The organism is Enterovirga aerilata (genome assembly GCF_013044135.1).
GTDB lineage: Bacteria > Pseudomonadota > Alphaproteobacteria > Rhizobiales > Beijerinckiaceae > Enterovirga > Enterovirga aerilata.
The window spans coordinates 554,143-569,507 of sequence record NZ_JABEPP010000004.1 but is presented as its reverse complement, the minus strand read 5'-3'; the positions used below and the strand labels follow the sequence as shown (position 1 = coordinate 569,507).

Annotated in this window: 16 protein-coding genes and 2 pseudogenes; 9 read left to right on the top strand and 9 right to left on the bottom strand. The window is 66.2% G+C overall.

Features of this window, described 5'->3' with window-relative positions:
* From HJG44_RS16775 to HJG44_RS16745, 7 genes are all read right to left on the bottom strand, one after another.
* Positions 1 to 384 carry a hypothetical protein gene (locus tag HJG44_RS16775; RefSeq protein ID WP_171219467.1) on the bottom strand — a complete coding sequence of 128 codons (384 nt, stop codon included), beginning with the start codon at positions 382 to 384 and terminating at the stop codon, positions 1 to 3.
* Between the two features lie 816 nt (positions 385 to 1,200).
* Complete coding sequence (locus tag HJG44_RS16770; protein ID WP_171219466.1) at positions 1,201 to 1,878, bottom strand: DUF2848 domain-containing protein; 678 nt, start codon at positions 1,876 to 1,878, stop codon at positions 1,201 to 1,203.
* A 3-nt stretch (positions 1,879 to 1,881) separates the two neighbouring features.
* Entirely contained in the window at positions 1,882 to 3,168 is a 1,287-nt protein-coding gene (locus HJG44_RS16765; protein WP_171219465.1) for a TRAP transporter large permease subunit, read from the bottom strand.
* 3 nt (positions 3,169 to 3,171) lie between these two features.
* Complete coding sequence (locus HJG44_RS16760; RefSeq protein WP_171219464.1) at positions 3,172 to 3,795, bottom strand: TRAP transporter small permease subunit; 624 nt, start codon at positions 3,793 to 3,795, stop codon at positions 3,172 to 3,174.
* A gap of 58 nt (positions 3,796 to 3,853) precedes the next feature.
* Entirely contained in the window at positions 3,854 to 4,912 is a 1,059-nt protein-coding gene (locus tag HJG44_RS16755) for a TRAP transporter substrate-binding protein (protein WP_171219463.1), read from the bottom strand.
* Between the two features lie 35 nt (positions 4,913 to 4,947).
* A complete protein-coding gene (locus HJG44_RS16750) occupies positions 4,948 to 5,760 on the bottom strand; it encodes a putative hydro-lyase (RefSeq protein WP_171219462.1) in 813 nt (270 codons plus the stop codon).
* Positions 5,761 to 5,834: 74 nt separating this feature from the next.
* Positions 5,835 to 6,725 carry a LysR family transcriptional regulator gene (locus HJG44_RS16745; RefSeq protein WP_171219461.1) on the bottom strand — a complete coding sequence of 297 codons (891 nt, stop codon included), beginning with the start codon at positions 6,723 to 6,725 and terminating at the stop codon, positions 5,835 to 5,837.
* Between the two features lie 139 nt (positions 6,726 to 6,864).
* Here HJG44_RS16745 and HJG44_RS16740 point away from each other — a divergent pair, with 139 nt between their 5' ends.
* The 6 genes and pseudogenes from HJG44_RS16740 to HJG44_RS16715 form a co-directional block, all read left to right on the top strand.
* Entirely contained in the window at positions 6,865 to 7,668 is an 804-nt protein-coding gene (locus HJG44_RS16740) for a DUF1194 domain-containing protein (protein WP_246736291.1), read from the top strand.
* Between the two features lie 57 nt (positions 7,669 to 7,725).
* Positions 7,726 to 7,992: a hypothetical protein gene (locus tag HJG44_RS16735; RefSeq protein WP_171219460.1), complete on the top strand. Its 267-nt coding sequence runs from the start codon at positions 7,726 to 7,728 to the stop codon at positions 7,990 to 7,992.
* Between the two features lie 51 nt (positions 7,993 to 8,043).
* Complete coding sequence (locus tag HJG44_RS16730) at positions 8,044 to 8,751, top strand: FadR/GntR family transcriptional regulator (RefSeq protein ID WP_171219459.1); 708 nt, start codon at positions 8,044 to 8,046, stop codon at positions 8,749 to 8,751.
* Positions 8,752 to 9,054: 303 nt separating this feature from the next.
* Positions 9,055 to 10,236, top strand: coding sequence for a M24 family metallopeptidase (locus tag HJG44_RS16725; RefSeq protein ID WP_171219458.1), 1,182 nt, complete (start codon positions 9,055 to 9,057; stop codon positions 10,234 to 10,236).
* Positions 10,237 to 10,281: 45 nt separating this feature from the next.
* Entirely contained in the window at positions 10,282 to 11,073 is a 792-nt protein-coding gene (locus tag HJG44_RS16720) for an SDR family NAD(P)-dependent oxidoreductase (protein WP_171219457.1), read from the top strand.
* Between the two features lie 96 nt (positions 11,074 to 11,169).
* A pseudogene (locus tag HJG44_RS16715) lies at positions 11,170 to 11,631 on the top strand (IS701 family transposase); the annotation flags it as partial.
* 14 nt (positions 11,632 to 11,645) lie between these two features.
* Here the strand turns inward: HJG44_RS16715 and HJG44_RS16710 are convergent.
* A pseudogene (locus HJG44_RS16710) lies at positions 11,646 to 12,260 on the bottom strand (IS256 family transposase); the annotation flags it as partial.
* 140 nt (positions 12,261 to 12,400) lie between these two features.
* Here HJG44_RS16710 and HJG44_RS16705 point away from each other — a divergent pair.
* The 3 genes from HJG44_RS16705 to HJG44_RS16695 all read left to right on the top strand — a co-directional run bounded on the left by HJG44_RS16705 (position 12,401) and on the right by HJG44_RS16695 (position 14,981).
* Complete coding sequence (locus HJG44_RS16705; protein WP_171219456.1) at positions 12,401 to 13,135, top strand: ABC transporter permease; 735 nt, start codon at positions 12,401 to 12,403, stop codon at positions 13,133 to 13,135.
* Positions 13,136 to 13,199: 64 nt separating this feature from the next.
* Positions 13,200 to 13,907 (top strand): ABC transporter permease subunit, encoded by a 708-nt coding sequence (locus tag HJG44_RS16700; RefSeq protein WP_210261153.1) that lies wholly within the window; start codon positions 13,200 to 13,202, stop codon positions 13,905 to 13,907.
* Between the two features lie 93 nt (positions 13,908 to 14,000).
* Positions 14,001 to 14,981, top strand: a complete 981-nt coding sequence (locus HJG44_RS16695) for a LacI family DNA-binding transcriptional regulator (RefSeq protein WP_210261152.1) — start codon at positions 14,001 to 14,003, stop codon at positions 14,979 to 14,981.
* 77 nt (positions 14,982 to 15,058) lie between these two features.
* Here HJG44_RS16695 and HJG44_RS16690 read toward each other — a convergent pair whose 3' ends face one another.
* Positions 15,059 to 15,364 (bottom strand): antibiotic biosynthesis monooxygenase family protein, encoded by a 306-nt coding sequence (locus tag HJG44_RS16690; RefSeq protein ID WP_171219453.1) that lies wholly within the window; start codon positions 15,362 to 15,364, stop codon positions 15,059 to 15,061.
* Between the last annotated feature and the right edge of the window lies 1 nt (position 15,365).

The following is a 15,365-nucleotide window of genomic DNA, read 5'->3' as shown; positions in this document are numbered from 1 at the left end:
TCAGCCGAAGGAGGCGCTCTCCCGTATCGCCTGAGCGGCCCGGTCGAAGTCGAAATCCGGCGAACCGAGAGTCCGCAGATCGATCGGACAGGTTGCCGGCAGCGTCGGGTTGACCTCCACCCTATTCATCATCTCGGGATCGCTTTCGACCTCCCGAACCGCCAGCGCCCACGCGCCGGCCGGGATCTCATCCGCTTCGTGCTGCCGGAGAGCCGCCATTGCCCTCTCGCGACAGGCAGCCCCGAACTCCGGTTCCGACACGAGAGCGGCCTTCACGATCTCGACCAGCGCGTCGCGAAGGGGCGAGCCGCGACCCGCTTGCGTGCGTGCGGGCTCATTCCCGGACAGGTCCGGCGGTGCATGTGCAGCATCTCGCTCGACCATGATCCTCTCAGTACCACCGATCTGCGTTCGTGGAGTACCGGTATGGTACCCCCCACGACAACTCCAGCAAGCTCTGCGCCGACGGAGAGCGCGAAGAGGTCCACCGCGTGCGAGGATCGCGTGGTGCGTCTATTGGCGGAGACGAACACACATAGTCGCGTTGAGATCGCACCGTCGTCTGCAGAGGGGCCCAGCACGGCAAGGCCGATGGCCTGCCGAGAAGTGGAGCGAGCACGCCTTATACCAGCGGCCCCTACCTTTGACCTGCGAGGGCCCATTGGCGTGAGCCGATGGAGGTAATGGTTTTGGGCTGAGCGATGAGCCTACGCCAGGCGTCGCAAGCCGCGTCGATGATGTCGTCGTAAGTGTCGAATGACCTTGCCCCTGAAATGCCCTCGCTCTGAAGCTAGGTGTTTGATCCCGCAGTGTGGTGGTACGTTTGATCATCATGCTGCGAGGGACGCGCACAGCCTCAAGGTCCGGCGCAAACTCGCAAACCTGAACCCAGCTTACCTCGAAACCCTCGTCCGAAACCAAGCAACCTTAACCTGAAGCGATCCCCTGTCTCGAGAGCTGGCGCATCAACGAGAATCCCACCAACTTCATTCACCAAAAGGTGGCGGATGGGCTTCGCAGGGGCGAGGTTGACCTTCAGTACGGCGCCCTTCTCACGCCCTCCAGGGCGTCTTCGAACATTGGCCAGTTCAGCCTCGTCATGCCCTGGCAGACCCACGTCGTCCTCACGAAGACATGCTCGTGCTCGTCGGCTCGGCTGAGCGCTTCCTCCAGCCGGTCGCGGCTCGAGCTCATCATGGGTCAGGACACCACCGGCAGGACGTCGATGTCGTAGCCGTGCCGCATGGTCCGGCCAAGCACCCCGTCCTCGAGTTCCATCTCGAAGCGGGAGGCCGGGCGGATGCCGCCGATCGCGCCCAGCGTCCCGCCGAACATTACCGTGCCGATCGGCAGCTTCCCGCCGGGGAGGCGCGCGATCAGGTCGGAGGGGGTGCGGAGCGCCGCGAGCGTGCCCTCCTGGTAGAGCACGCGCTCGCCCTCGATCGTCGCATAGGCGCGTAGTCTCAGCGCGTCCCAATGGTCCTCGACCTCATGGAACGGCCAGAGGTCCGGGCCGAGGGGCTTGCCGCAGAGCTGCTTGGAGAGCGCGATGCCCATCTTCTCGGCTGTACGGTCCGTGTGGTCGGAGCCGATCCCGATCCAGAGGCCGTCCGTAAGCGAGACGATGACGGGCTCGACCTCGCCGGAGCTATCGGGTCCCAGCACCTCAAGGCTTTCGCCCTGAACGAGCGTGGAGGCGGCCGCCCGGTAATAGACCGGGACGGAGGATGGGCGCGGCACGCCGATCGCCGCGAGCTCCTCGATGTGGTGCTGGATCGCCGCCTCGTCACGGCCGGCCCAGCCGGCGATGATGAGGGCGGCCGGCGCAAAGCCGATTCTGTCCGCCCCTGTCTTGGTGATGCGGTTGAAGGACAGCATGGCTCAGCCTCGAACAAGGGATGGCAGCCAGAGCGCCAGGCCGGGGAAGATCGCGAGCAGCACGATCAGCGCGATCATCGCAATCACAAAGGGAAGCGAGCCCGCGATGACGTCGTTCAGGCTCCCGCCGGAGCGAAGCGACTGCACGACGTAGAGGTTCAGCCCCACGGGCGGCGTGATCAGCGCCGCCTCGATCAGAATGACGATGATGATGCCGAGCCAGATCGGGTCGAAGCCGAGCGCCACCATCACGGGTGCGATGATCGGGATGGTCGTGATCATCATGGAGAGCGTCTCCATGAAGCAGCCGAGCACGAGGTAGAAGACGACCATCGCGACCAGCATGCCCCATTTGGAGAGGCCCAGGGACGCGACGGCGCCCGTGATCAAACTCGTGAGCCCGATGCCCGTGATCACGAAGTTGAGGAAATAGGCCGCCACGATGATCAGCATGATCATCGCTGTGGTCCGCATCGTGTTCTCGAAGACCTCGACCAGCATCGCGAGGCTGAGCCGACGATAGAAGGCCGCGAGCACCAGCGCCGCGACCACGCCGAGCGAGGCGGCCTCCGTCGGGGTCGCGAGGCCGGCATAGATCGAGCCGACGACGACCAGGAAGATGAAGAGCGGGGGTAGGAGATGCGGCAGGCTCGCCAGGCGTTCGCCCCAACTCGCCCGTATCCGCGTGCCGCCCCATTCGGGACGGATCATGCAGGCGATCGCCACGATCACCATGAACAGCCCGGCGAGGCCCAGCCCGGGGATGATCCCGGCGAGGTACAGCTTCGGGATCGAGGTATCCGTCAGCACCGCGTAGATGATCATGTTGATCGAGGGCGGGATGAGAATGCCCAGCGTGCCGCCGGCCGCGAGGGTGCCGAGGAACAGCCGCTCGTTGTAGCCGTGGGTGCGCACGAGCGGCAGGGCGACGGTGCCGACCGTCGCGGCGGTCGCGACGGAGGAGCCGGAGGTGGCGGCGAAGACCGCGCAGGCCCCGACATTCGAGTGCATCAGCCCGCCGGGCAGCCAGGACAGCCATGTGGCCAGCGCCGCGTACATCCGCTCGGCCACGCCCGACCTGAGCAGGATCTCGCCGAGCAGGATGAACATGGGGATGGAGACGAGCAGGAAGTCCCGGCCCGCCGACCAGGCGACCTCGCCCATGGCGAGGCTGAGCGGCATCGTCGAATAGAGCCGCTCGAGGATCAGACCCAGGACGCCGAGCGCCGCCGCGACCGGGATCGCGAGCGCCAGCAGGACGATGAGGATCAGAAGGGTGGTGCCCAGCACGGCTCAGCGCTCCCCGCCCAGGGTCTGCAGGCCGGCCGGCTGCAGGCCGGCCGTATGGCTCTTCTCTTCCGCGGCTTCCTCCTCCAGCGTGCGGGCGCCGGCGAGGCGGCGCACCGTCGCCCGGTCGCCGCGGGCGAGCGCGAACGCTACCGCCGCGATGAGCGGCAAGATCGTGAAGAGGAACAAGCCGAACCCGGCGAGCCACAGGGTCTGAGGAATCCAGAGCGGGGTGGCGAGCGGCGTCGTGGCCCGCGCCGAGAACAGGAGCGAATCCTGCAGGACGAGCGAGGCCCGCCAGGTGAGATAGCCGACAAAGACGAGAAGCGAGAGGAGCGCCAGAAGGTCGAGCGCTGCCGCGAGGCGCTCCGGGAGCCTCGCATAGAGTGCGTCCACCCGGACATTGGCGCGCCGGAGCAGCGTGAAGGCGAGCGCCCAGCTCGTACCCACCGCGAAGGCGTAGCCGGACAGCTCGTCCGCGCCGCCGACCGTCACGGAGGCGAACTTCCGCAGGAGCACGTCGAAGGACACGAGGATGGCGGCGGCGAGCATCATGGCGCCCGCGATACGCACCGCCCAGGTCGCGATCCGGTCGGCGAGGCCGATCCATTGATGAAGAAAGCTGGTCACGATCTGACCTTTCCGGCGAAGCCGGCCGGCCCGGACGGGCCGGCCGGGCGGTTGCGGCTCAGTTCGCCTTCGCCTGGATGTTCAGGATCTTCCCGACGCTCTCGTTCCAGGCCGGCACGCAGTCACCAGGGCAGCGGGCCGCCCATTTCGGCACCACGGTCTCGTTGAGAACCTTCGTCAGCAGCGTCTTGTCGGCATCGCTCACCGGGACGAGCGTCATCCTGGCCTTGGTCCCCATGGTGCAGCTGTCCTTGCCGGTGTTGCAGTCGAAGCCCTGCTGCGTCTCGACATCCGTTGCCTTCCAGATGCGGTCCTCGAGGCCGGCGATCTCCTTCTGCAGCAGGTCCCGCACCTTTGGGTCGAGGCTGTCCCAGCGCCTGGCGTTGACGGCGAACATCACGTGGCTCCAGCCGACCGGGAGGGCGTGGATGTGGGTCGAAACCTCCGTCCACTTGGCCGAGTTGCCGGACAGGGTGCCCGTGATGGCACAGTCGACGACCTTGTTCTGGAGGGCGGGGACGACCTCGTTGAAGGCGAGCGTCACGCCCGTCCCGCCAAGCGCCTCGACGAACTCGGCAAGGGTGCGGTTGCCCGTCCGGACCTTCTTGCCCTTGATGTCCGCGAGGCTCTTGATCTCGCCGTTGCAGTACAGGACCTGCGCCGGATACGGCCAGATGCCCAGCACCTTGATGCCGAACTTCTCGCGATAGAACTTGTCGTAGACGGGCTTGTAGACGTCGGAGACCTTCCGGGCCGTCTCGATGTCGGGCGAGAGTCCGGCAAGGTCGACGGCCTCGTTGCGGGCGTCGTCTCCGGCGACGTAGCCGAGCACCGTCGAGCCGAAATCGATCACGCCGAGCCGCATCAGGCGGAAGATCTCGGCTCCCTTGAGGCCCATTTCGTTGAAGGGCGTGATCTCGGCCGTGATCGCGCCGTTCGATTTCGCCGTGATCTCCTTGGACCAGAAAGGCTGCTCGAAGTTCTTGTACTGGGACAGGTTTCCCCAGGCGCCCACGACCTTGAGGCTGGTCTTCGGCAGGTCCTGCGCGGATGCCATCCCGCCGCTCAGGAAGGCGGCGGCGAAGCCCGCCGCCAGAATGGATGTCGCTCGCTTCATCTCGGGGACTCCTTCGCGCTGGTTGAGGCTTGCGGCTACAGGATCGACAGCCGGGTATTCTTGAGGTCGGTGACAAGCATGCAGCCCGGCGCATGCGTGATGGCGAAGGGCGGCTTCGCGGCCGCGATCACCGATTGCGGCGTGACTCCGCAGGCCCAGAACACCGGCAGCTCGTCGGGCTCGACGCGCACCGCCTCGCCGTAATCGGGTGCCGTGATGTCCCGAATGCCGATCAGAGACGGATCGCCGAGATGGACGGGCGCCCCGTGTACGGCGGGCAGGCGCGACGTGATCTGGACCGCCCGGATCGCGTCAGCCGCCTTGAGCGGCCGCATGGAGACTACGAGCGGGCCATGGAACGGCCCCGCCGGCGCGGTCGGGATGGTCGTCCGGTACATCGGGACGTTGCGGCCTTCGGCGATGTGACGGACGGGGACATCGTCGGCGAGCAGCGCCTCCTCGAAGGAAAAGGAGCAGCCGATGAGGAACGCCGTGAGGTCGTCGCGCCAGAGGTCCCGGATGTCGTCGACCTCCTCAGCGAGTTCGCCATCGCGCCATACGCGATAACGGGGCACGTCCGTGCGGATGTCGAGATCGGCCCCGAGGTCGGGAAGCATCGGATCGCCCGGCTCCGACATCCCGATCAGGGGGCAGGGTTTCGGGTTACGCTGGCAGAAGCGGAGAAAGTCCGCCGCGACATCGCTCGGCAGGATCGCAAGGTTCGCTTGGACGAAGCCCGGGGCGAGCCCGGAGGTCTGGCCGCGGAGGCGCCCGGCACGCGCCGCGTGGCGAACCTCGGCGGGGCCGTCGAGAGGTCTGCTCAGGGCGAAGGCGGCGCCTGCATTCATCGTCACGTCCCCGTCGCAACGATTAACGGCCGCGCTTCGTCGGCGATCAAGAGGCTGGAGCCGCAGAGTCTCGATCAGGATTCCTGATAAGCAGAAGCAACCTGTCTGGCCAACTCGGCGGCGGCGGCGATCAAAGGATCGCTGGGCGCGCGCGGATAGGTGACTGTGAAGCGAAGCGGCTCGAGCTCGAAGTCGACCGTCAGGGGATGCAGGCGACCATCCGCGATCTCGCGAGCGACCAGGATCTCGGGCAGAGTGGCAGGGCCGACGCCGTCCACGGCAAGCCGAATGTTGGCCGCAAGGGAGGCCGACGCAATCAGCCTGGGCTGCGGCAGGCCCGAGTTGCGGAACAACTCACGGAGCGCGATCGTCGGCCGCGTCCGGTGCGAATAGGTGATGAACGGGTATGCCCCGAGATCCGCCAGCGTGAGTTCCCGGCCGGCGAGCCCGAGCGAAGGGGCTGCAACAAGGGAGAGCGGGTAGGTCGAGATCGGCCTGCTGTGCATGGTCGGCTCGGAGATCGGGCCGAGCAGGATCGCGAGGTCGAGTTCGCCGCGCACGAGCTCCTCGCGCAGGTTCGGAGTGGTGTCGACCGTCAGCTCGACGCTGAGGCGCGGGTGGCGCGTTTCGAGCTCTCTGATAAATCGCGGCAGCCAGGTATGAACGACGGTCTCTGCCGTCCCGAGCCTCACATGGCCCCGCAGCCCGGCTGCCCCGCTGACCGCATGCTCTGCCTGTGCCCGGAGCCCGAGGATGCGCTCGGCGAAGCCCAGCATCTCGGTGCCGAGTGGGGTAAGCCGGACGCGCCGCCCGCCGCGCTCGAGCAGCGTCACGGCGAGATGCGCCTCGAGTGCCGCGACGCGCGCGGAGATGGTCGGCTGGGAGGTGTGCAGACGGTCCGCCGCCCGCGAGAAACTGCGGAGCGTCGCCACCCAGAAGAACGCCTCCAGTTCTCTCAGCTCCAAGGACCGTCCCCGCCTACTCGGACTAACAGCCTGCCGTGCGAACCAATCGCACGGGGCAAGGATGAGATCGAGCAGCGCGATATGAGGTGACGCGTTGATCGGAGCTGACTACGCTCGGCCTTTCACAAGCGGGATATCGATGCTGAAGCTCGCTCGGGTGCTATTCACGATGTTCGTCGGCGCGAGCGCGCTCTCTGCGTCGGCCGCGAGTGGCTGGTCCGAGACTGAGGTCGATGTGGCGCTCGTGCTTGCCGTCGATGTCTCTCGCTCGATGGACGATGACGAGCAGCGCCTCCAGCGGGACGGATTCGTCGAGGCATTCCGGTCCGCAATCGTCCACGACGCGGTCCGCAAGGGAAATGTCGGCCGGATCGGTGTTGTCTACATGGAGTGGTCCGGTCCGGCCCAGCAGACCGTGGTGGTGCCTTGGACGCTCGTCGACGGTGCCGCGACCGCTTCTGCGTTCGCCGACCGGCTCGCAATGGCACCTATCGGCCGCATCTACTCGACTTCGATCTCAGGAGCGATCGAAATGGGGCTTAGGCTCCATCGAGAGAGCGGCCTCGATCCTCTGCGCCGCGTGATCGACATTTCGGGCGACGGCCCGAACAACACGGGCCGCACCATCACGGCAGCCCGCGATGAAGCGGTCGCACAGGGCGTCACCATCAACGGTCTGCCCTTCATGGTGAAGCGGCCAACCGGGTTCGGCGAGATCGAGAGCCTCGACCTCTACTACGAGGATTGCGTGACCGGCGGTCCGGGTGCGTTCATCGTTCCGGTCCGCGAGGCGCGCCACTTCGCCGACGCGATCAGGACGAAGCTCGTCCGCGAGATCGCTGCGGCGCCCGAGCCTGAGGCAACGATACAAGCGGCTGAGCAGCGGGAGCGGTCCGACTGCCTGATCGGCGAGAAGATGCGAGGGCGTCGATACGAGCCGTAGCGCCTCGCTGGAAGTGCCGCCCTCGAACGCCGCCTGGTCCTGCTTGAGGACAGCGCGATGGCCTTGGTTCTGACCAGCGCCGCAACCGAATATGAGGCGCCGACCCAAGAGCGGACGGTCAGTGGTTCTGCAACTGGCGGCCCTTCGCCGGATCAGGCCGTCATTCCCGCTTTGACTGCTCCCGGCAACGGTTGTCGCTTTTGGTTCGCGGCTGACAATGCTTGCGAATTCGGCTTCAATCGTCCGAGGAGGGCCTGGGAGTTCGCCCGCACGGAGCGCAGGCACGGCGAACTGCAGGAGCAGTCTGGTGTTCCAAAGCAGTGAGGCCGGCTTGGGTTTTGCGAGTGCGCTGGCCAAACGGTCAGAGGTCGCGACATGGGCAACCCGAAGCACGCTCTCTCCGAGGCGGACGAAGTCGCGGCCCGGGTCGAGACGCTCATCTCCGACGGCAGATTCCTGCTGCATCGCCGCCTACCGCCGGAGCGGAGGCTGAGCGAGGAGCTCGGCGTTTCGCGCCAAGTGCTTCGCGGCGCGCTGCAGATCCTGGAAGACCGCGGCCTGATCTGGCGGCATGTCGGGAAGGGGACCTTCGTCGGGGCGACGCCGGACGCGGTCGCTTCGACGCCCGAGGAGATCGCTCGCAGGAGCTCGCTGCACGAGCTCCTCGAGGCACGCGAGGCATTCGAGCCGGTGATGGCGCGGCTCGCGGCCTATCGGACCACCGCACGCGAGTACGAAGCGATGGAGACCTATTGCGAGAAGGCCAGCGTCGCCGAATGCTGGCCCGAATACGAGAAGTGGGACGACCTGTTCCATCGCGCGCTTGCCGAAGCAAGCGGCAACATTCTCCTGATCGGATGGATGGATCGACTCCAGAAGACAAAGCAGAGCTCGCGGTGGAACATCTGCAATGCACGCCGGTTCAACCCGCCGGCGGTGGAGCAGTACTCGAAGGAGCACCGCGTCATCCTCGGCCATATCCGCCGAAAAGACAGCCAGCGCTCGGAAGAGGCGATGCGCCGGCACATCAAGACGATCTGCACCAATATCGGTCCACTGCTGAGCGCCGCGCCCGACCACTGAGCCCGGCCGCAACCAATTTGGGGATTGAGCGGGCGGCAGGAAGCTAAGTCTCTGAGATTACAGAATAATTTGACATGTACGACCCCTGTACGCCATCCGGCGACAGGCTACGATCGAGGTAGTCGATCGAACACAGACGCCCGTGCCCAAGAGCTTCTGCCGAAGGCAAAACCGCACCGAAGCGCTGGCGCACCGCTCGTCCGCGCGGTCCGTTCCCCGCCTGTACCGACACCGAAAACCCGGGAAAGCGCCCCAACCGGACCTCAAGCGGGACCCACGACGTCCCCACGGAGCAATGCGTCGATGCTGATGGAAACGCCTGCAATCCCAGGCAAACCGCCCTTCGCCCAGGACCGCCTCGACGAGCTGATGGCCGAGGCGGGAATCGACGTTATCCTCGCGACCTCGCGGCACAACACGCGATACCTGCTGGGCGGCTACTCGTTCTTTTTCTTCTCGGGCTTCGACTCGATCGGAATCAGCCGATACTTACCGATTGTTGTTTATTTCCGCGGGCGGCCGGATCAGGCCATCTATGTCGGCAACGCCATGGAGGGTTTCGAGAAAGAGCTCGGGAAGTTCTGGACGCCCGAGGTCCATGCGCGAACCTGGAGCTCGCTGGAAGCGATCGAGGCCGCGATCGGCTACATCCGGGCGCGTGCGCCCAAGGGCGCTGCGATCGGGATCGAGCCCGCCTTCATCCCGGCGGACGCGACGGATGCGCTGAAGTCCCAGCTCCTTGGCTATTCCCTGGTCGACGGGCAGCGGGTCCTCGAACTGCTGCGCGCAATCAAGAGCGAGGAGGAGCTCGCGCTCGTGAAGACGGCCTCGGAATCCGTCGTCTCGTCAATGCTCGCCGTCATGCGCACCCACGGGCCCGGCAACACCAAGAACGATCTCGTCCGCTCGCTCATCGCCGAGGAGACGAAGCGCGGCCTCGCCTTCGAATATTGCCTCACCTCGGCGGGGACGAGCCTCAACCGCTCCCCCTCCGACTACGTTCTGAAGGAGGGCGACATCTATTCGCTCGACTCGGGAGGCAATTACGGCGGCTATATCGGCGACCTCTGCCGGATGGCGGTGCTGGGTGACCCGGATGAGGAGCTGCAGAATCTCCTCGGCGAGGTGCTCGACATCCAGGCCGCCGCCCGCGGGGCGGTCGCCGACGGGGCGCCGGGCCGCGAGATCTATGTCGCTGCCGAGGCGCGGATCGCCCGGAGCCCCCATCGCGACGAGGTCGACTTCATCGCGCACGGGATGGGGCTGGTCTCACACGAGGCGCCGCGCCTCGCCTCGAACTTTTCCTATCCGCCGGACGATGCCGGGCGCTCCCTCCGGGCCGGCATGGTCATCTCGATCGAGACGGCGATCAAGCATCCGCGCCGTGGCTTCATCAAGGTGGAGGACACCGTCGCCATCACGCATGCCGGGCAGGTGGAAGGCTTCGGCGACAGCGGCCGCGAATGGACCCGCGGGCCCGTCTGAACCGCGCATCGCGGCAGCGATCAACCAAACCGACGATCATTCGATATGTATGCCGAACTTGAAACCTGCGGGCTCCGTCTCACCGGGAAGCTGCTGGAGGGCAAGCGCGTCCTCCTCACGGGCGCCGCGTCGCCCCGCGGCCTTGGCAAGGCGACGGCGGCGCTCCTCGTCGAGCACGGCGCGAAGGTGGTGATCGCCGATATCGACTACGAGGCGGCCCTCCGGGCGGTGGCGGATGTCGGCGCGGCCGCGGCCGTGAGGTTCGACGCCCGAGACCCGGCCTCGTGCCGGCAGGTGGTCGAGGATGCCGTCGACCACCTCGGCGGCCTCGACGGCCTCGTGCCGATGGTCGGGGTCACGGTCGGCGGCGCGTTTGACGAGATCACAGCCGATCAGGTCGACATGCTGTTCGACATCAACGCCCGCAGCACCTTCCTCGTCATTCAGGCGGCCGTGCCGCACCTAAAAAGCGGCACGAGGCCTGCGGTCGTCTGCATGTCGTCCGTTGCCGGGCAGCGCGGCGGCGGCCTCTATGGCACCTCGGCCTATTCGGCTTCAAAGGCCGCCGTGAACGCGATCGGGAAGGCCTACGGGCGTGAGCTCGCCCCCATGGGCATCCGGGTGAACACGATCTCGCCGGCGCTCATCAACACCGATGTCGAGGGTAACCCGAACCAGACTCCCGAGATCCGCCAGGGCTTCGAGAAACTGGTGCCGATGGGCCGCTCGGGAAGCCGTTGGGAGGTGCCGGGCGTCGTGTTGTTCCTGTTATCGGACCTCTCCACCTTCATGGCCGGCGCTACGGTCGACGTGAATGGAGGCCTGCACATCCACTAGCACTACTTTGGCAGAATGCTGTGGCGAGGCGCTTTTGAGGGATTCCCGTAGGGCGGTTTGCGTGATTCATGAGAGGTCAGTGTTTGAGAGCCGGCCATGGCGGTGGAGCAGGATTGGAGGGAGGAGCTCGAACGATGGCTTAAGCCGTTTCTGGCCGGCCTTTCGCACCCGGCGCGTCGCCGGATGTGTCCGGTCTACATTGCGGGCCTGATCGGTCCAGGAGACCGCAAGAGCGTGCAACCCATGGCGGCACGTGCCGACGCGGTCGGCTATGACCGGCTTCATCATTTCGTCGCCGCAGGGGTTTGGGACAGCGCTCCGCTCGAAGTTGCCCTGTTGCAGGAGGCAGATCGCCTGGTCGGCAACGAGAGAGGCTTTCTGGTCATCGACGATACGGCGCTTCCCAAGAAGGGACAACACTCGGTCGGGGTCGCACCACAATACGCCTCGGCGCTCGGCAAGACTTCCAACTGCCAGTCGCTGGTCTCGGTCACCCTGGCCTCGCGCGAGGTGCCGGTGATGGTGGGCCTGGGGACTGTCAGGATTTTCGTGTGCGAACGGCGCGTTGAACATCAGGCCGCCATAGCCCTTGTGAAGCGCTGGCCGAAGAGCATGGCAAACTGCGCCTTGGCCATGCACCATTCACGGGGCGGCATCTTCCAGTCCTTCTCGGCTCGCTTCAAGACCAGGAAGAGCAGCTTCATGGCTGCGTCGTCGGTTGGGAAGTGGCCCCTGGCCCGGACGGCGCGGCGCAGCTTGGCGTTCAGGGCCTCGATTGCGTTTGTGGTGTAGAGGATGCGGCGCACGTCCGCGTGGAAGGCATAGAACGGCACGACCTCGTTCCAGGCGCGCCGCCAGCTCTGCCCAATGGCCGGGTAGCGCCGGCCCCAGAGGCCCTCCTCGAATGCTGCGAGCGCGGCCCGGCCGGCTTCGGCGTCGAGCGCCCGGTAGATGCCCTTCAAGGCGGCCGCGACGGGCTTCCTGTCCTTGTAGGAGACGAAGTCCAGGCTGTGGCGCAGGAGATGGACGATGCAGGTCTGCACCGCCGTCTCGGGGAACACGGCCGTGATCGCATCCGGGAAGCCCTTCAGACCGTCGACGACGGCGAGCAGGATATCCTCGACGCCGCGGTTCCTGAGCTCGTTCATGACGCGGAGCCAGAACTTGGCGCCTTCGCTCTGTTCGAGCCGTCGCGCTGGCTTTCGATCCGGCCGCGGCCGTTCTTGTTGCGGAGCAGTGATGCGCCGCTCGCCCTGTACGATTCCTACTGATCGCGCCCTACGGGCTCTTGCTCTTCGCCTTTCTGCTCGCCCCCGCGGCAGGGCTGGTGCAGCTCAGCTTTCAGGAGCCGGCGGCCGGCTCGATCGGCGGCGGGACCTTTACAGCGGCGAATTACGCACGCATTCGCGATCCCTACTACCTTCGCATCATCGTCGAGACGCTGAAGCTCGCCGTGGCGGCGACCGCGATAGGGACCTTTCTCGCCTACTCGCTCGCCTATTTCATCGCCTGCGCGAGCGAGCAGCTGAAGGGCGCTCTCCTCTGCCTCGTCATGGTGCCCCTGATGACGAGCGTCGTGGTCAAGGTCTTTGCGTGGTTCGTTCTCCTCGGCCGAGGCGGTCCTGTGGCGACCCTTCTCGATGGATTTGGTTTCGGCCGCGCGGGCCTGCTCGGCACGGAAGCGTCCGTGCTCTTCGGGCTCGTCGATTTTTCGCTGCCGTTCATGGTCGTGACCCTCGTCGCCGCTATCGAGCGGATCCCGGTCTCGATGGAAGAGGCGGCAGCCAATCTTGGCGCGCCGCCACGGATGATCTTTGCCCGAATCATCGTGCCTATGATTCGCTCGGGCGTGCTCCTCTGCCTGGGCATTTCTTCCAGCGCCTATGTCGTCCCGGCGACGCTCGGAGGCCGTTCGGTCCGAATGGTCGCGCAGCAGATCTACGATGACGTCCTCGTGGCGTTTGCCTGGCCCCAAGCCGCCGCGACATCCGTTCTTGTCGTGGCCGCCTTAGGCGTCGTCGTCGCGATAATGCTCCTCGCAGACCGGAGGCAGGAGACATGAGCGACGCTGGACCGCGGCCCCCGCCGTCCTGGTCCTTGCGCTCCTGCTGCTGCCGGTCGCCGTCGTGATTGGCATCGCGATAGGCCCCTCGGCCACCTATCAGTTCCCGCCCACGGGCATCAGCGGCCGGTGGTTCGCGGCTCTCATTGATAACCAGCCGTTCATGACGTCGCTCTTCCGGGTCAGCCTGCCGCTCGCGCTCGCGACCGCCGCCGCTTCGGCGGTGCTCGGGACGGCTGCGGCCATCGGTATCGCACGCACCGGCTTTGTCGGCCGCGGAGCCGTCCAAGGGCTGTTTCTCCTTCCGGTCATCTTCCCGCAGGTGCTTCTCGGCGTCGGGCTGTTCCTGATGTATGCGCGCCTGGAAACCTCGCCCACTCTCCTCAGCCTCGGGCTTGCGCATGCGGTGATCGCGACCCCCTACGTCATCCGCGTCGTCATGTCGGCCCTGCACCTCCTCGACCCACGTCTGGAGGAAGCTGCCCAGAGCCTCGGCGCCAGGCCGGTCCGGGCCTTCCTGCTAGTATCGCTGCCGCTCCTGAGGTCGAGCATCCTCTCGGGAGCGATCTTTGCGTTCATCATTTCGTTCAGCGATGTGAATCTGGCCTTGTTTCTTTCGGCGGCCGACACCACGACCTTGCCCGTGCAGATCCTAGCCCAGATGCAATATTCCAGCGACCCGACGATCGCGGCCGCGTCGGCTGCCCAGGTGCTCCTGATCTCAGCGCTTATCCTGGTCGTCCAGCGGTTCGTGGGATCGGTCCGGGCGTAGGGAGCACGAACCGGAGGCGTTGCGGAGGACCCCAAGGGATCAATGACCAGGCTGGCCAAACGCGCTGCCGCCTCCTCCAAGCGGGGCGTTACCATGTCCGACGTGGCCCAGCTCGCTGGGGTCTCGCCGATGAGCGTATCGAACACCTACAAGCAGCCGGCCAAGGTCAGCCCGGAGACACGTCAGCGCGTCTTCGAGGCGGCCGCTAAGCTCGGCTACCTGCCGAACCTGCTGGCCGGGACGCTCGCATCCGGGAGGAGCAGGATCGTCGGCGCAATCGTCCCTTCGCTCCGCAACTCTAATTTCGCCGGGATGATCCAGGGGCTGGAGGAGACGCTGGGCCAGCACGGCTGCGAGCTGATGCTGGCCGTGGCGGATGATCCGGAGCGTGAGCTTCGGGCCGTGCAGGCCTTCCTCGGGCGGCGATTAGACGGGATCGTGCTGACCGGCATCGAGCACAGCCCCGAGGTCGCCGCTCTTCTTCGGCGTGCCGACGTTCCGGTCGTCGAGACCTGGAGCCTCAACGGCCCGTTCATCGACATGGGGGTCGGCTTCTCCCTGTTCGACGCCGCTTTCGAGATGGTCCAGATGATGGTCCAGAAGGGGTACCGACGCATCGGCTTCGCAGGATACAACCCACCCGGAAACCCCCGCTTCGCCGAACGTCAGAAGGGGTTCGAGGCCGCGCTCCGGCAAGCCGGGTTGCGGGACGACCTTCTTTATTTCGGCCCGGAGGCGCTCGGGTTCGCGACGGGGCGGCTCGCGCTCGAGGCTCTCCTGTCGTCGGAGCCGAAGCTAGACGGCCTGTTCTGTGTGACCGACGTCCTTGCCGCGGGCGCGATCTTCGATTGCGCCCGGCGCGGTTGGCCGGTCCCAGACCGGCTCGCCGTCGCCGGCTACGGCGACTACGACATCGCCGCAGAGCTAACGCCCGGCCTCACGACCGTGAGGACACCGGGCCACGCGATGGGATCGCGCGCTGCGACCCTCATCCTTGCCAGCGTGGAAACGGGCCGCCCCTCAGAGCGGATCATCGACGTCGGCTACGAACTCGTCATACGGGACAGCATCTAGGCCCTAGCCACGTAAGCTTCCGGGGCGCAGTCTACGCCCCAATCGCCCGAGGGCCAACGTCGCATTAAGGAGGGCGATCAGGGACACCATGTGGCTTCGTAGTGGACAGAGCGATCGTCCCACCGCGTCAAGAACACCTGGGTTTCCGGCGGCACCACGGCCTTGGTGCTGTCCGCCCCGGCAAAGGCCTCGATGGCGGCCATCGACTCCCAATACGTGATCTCCACGATCTCGACCTCCCCGTCGAGGTCGCGGCGCATGAAATGAGAGCCTTTGTAGCCGGGCACTCGGTGGAGCGCGGGGAGCGTTTCGCTCGTCAGGAGCCGCTCGTATTCATCCGCCATCTCGCGCTTGGCCCAGCCGCGCCAAATTCGTCCGATCATG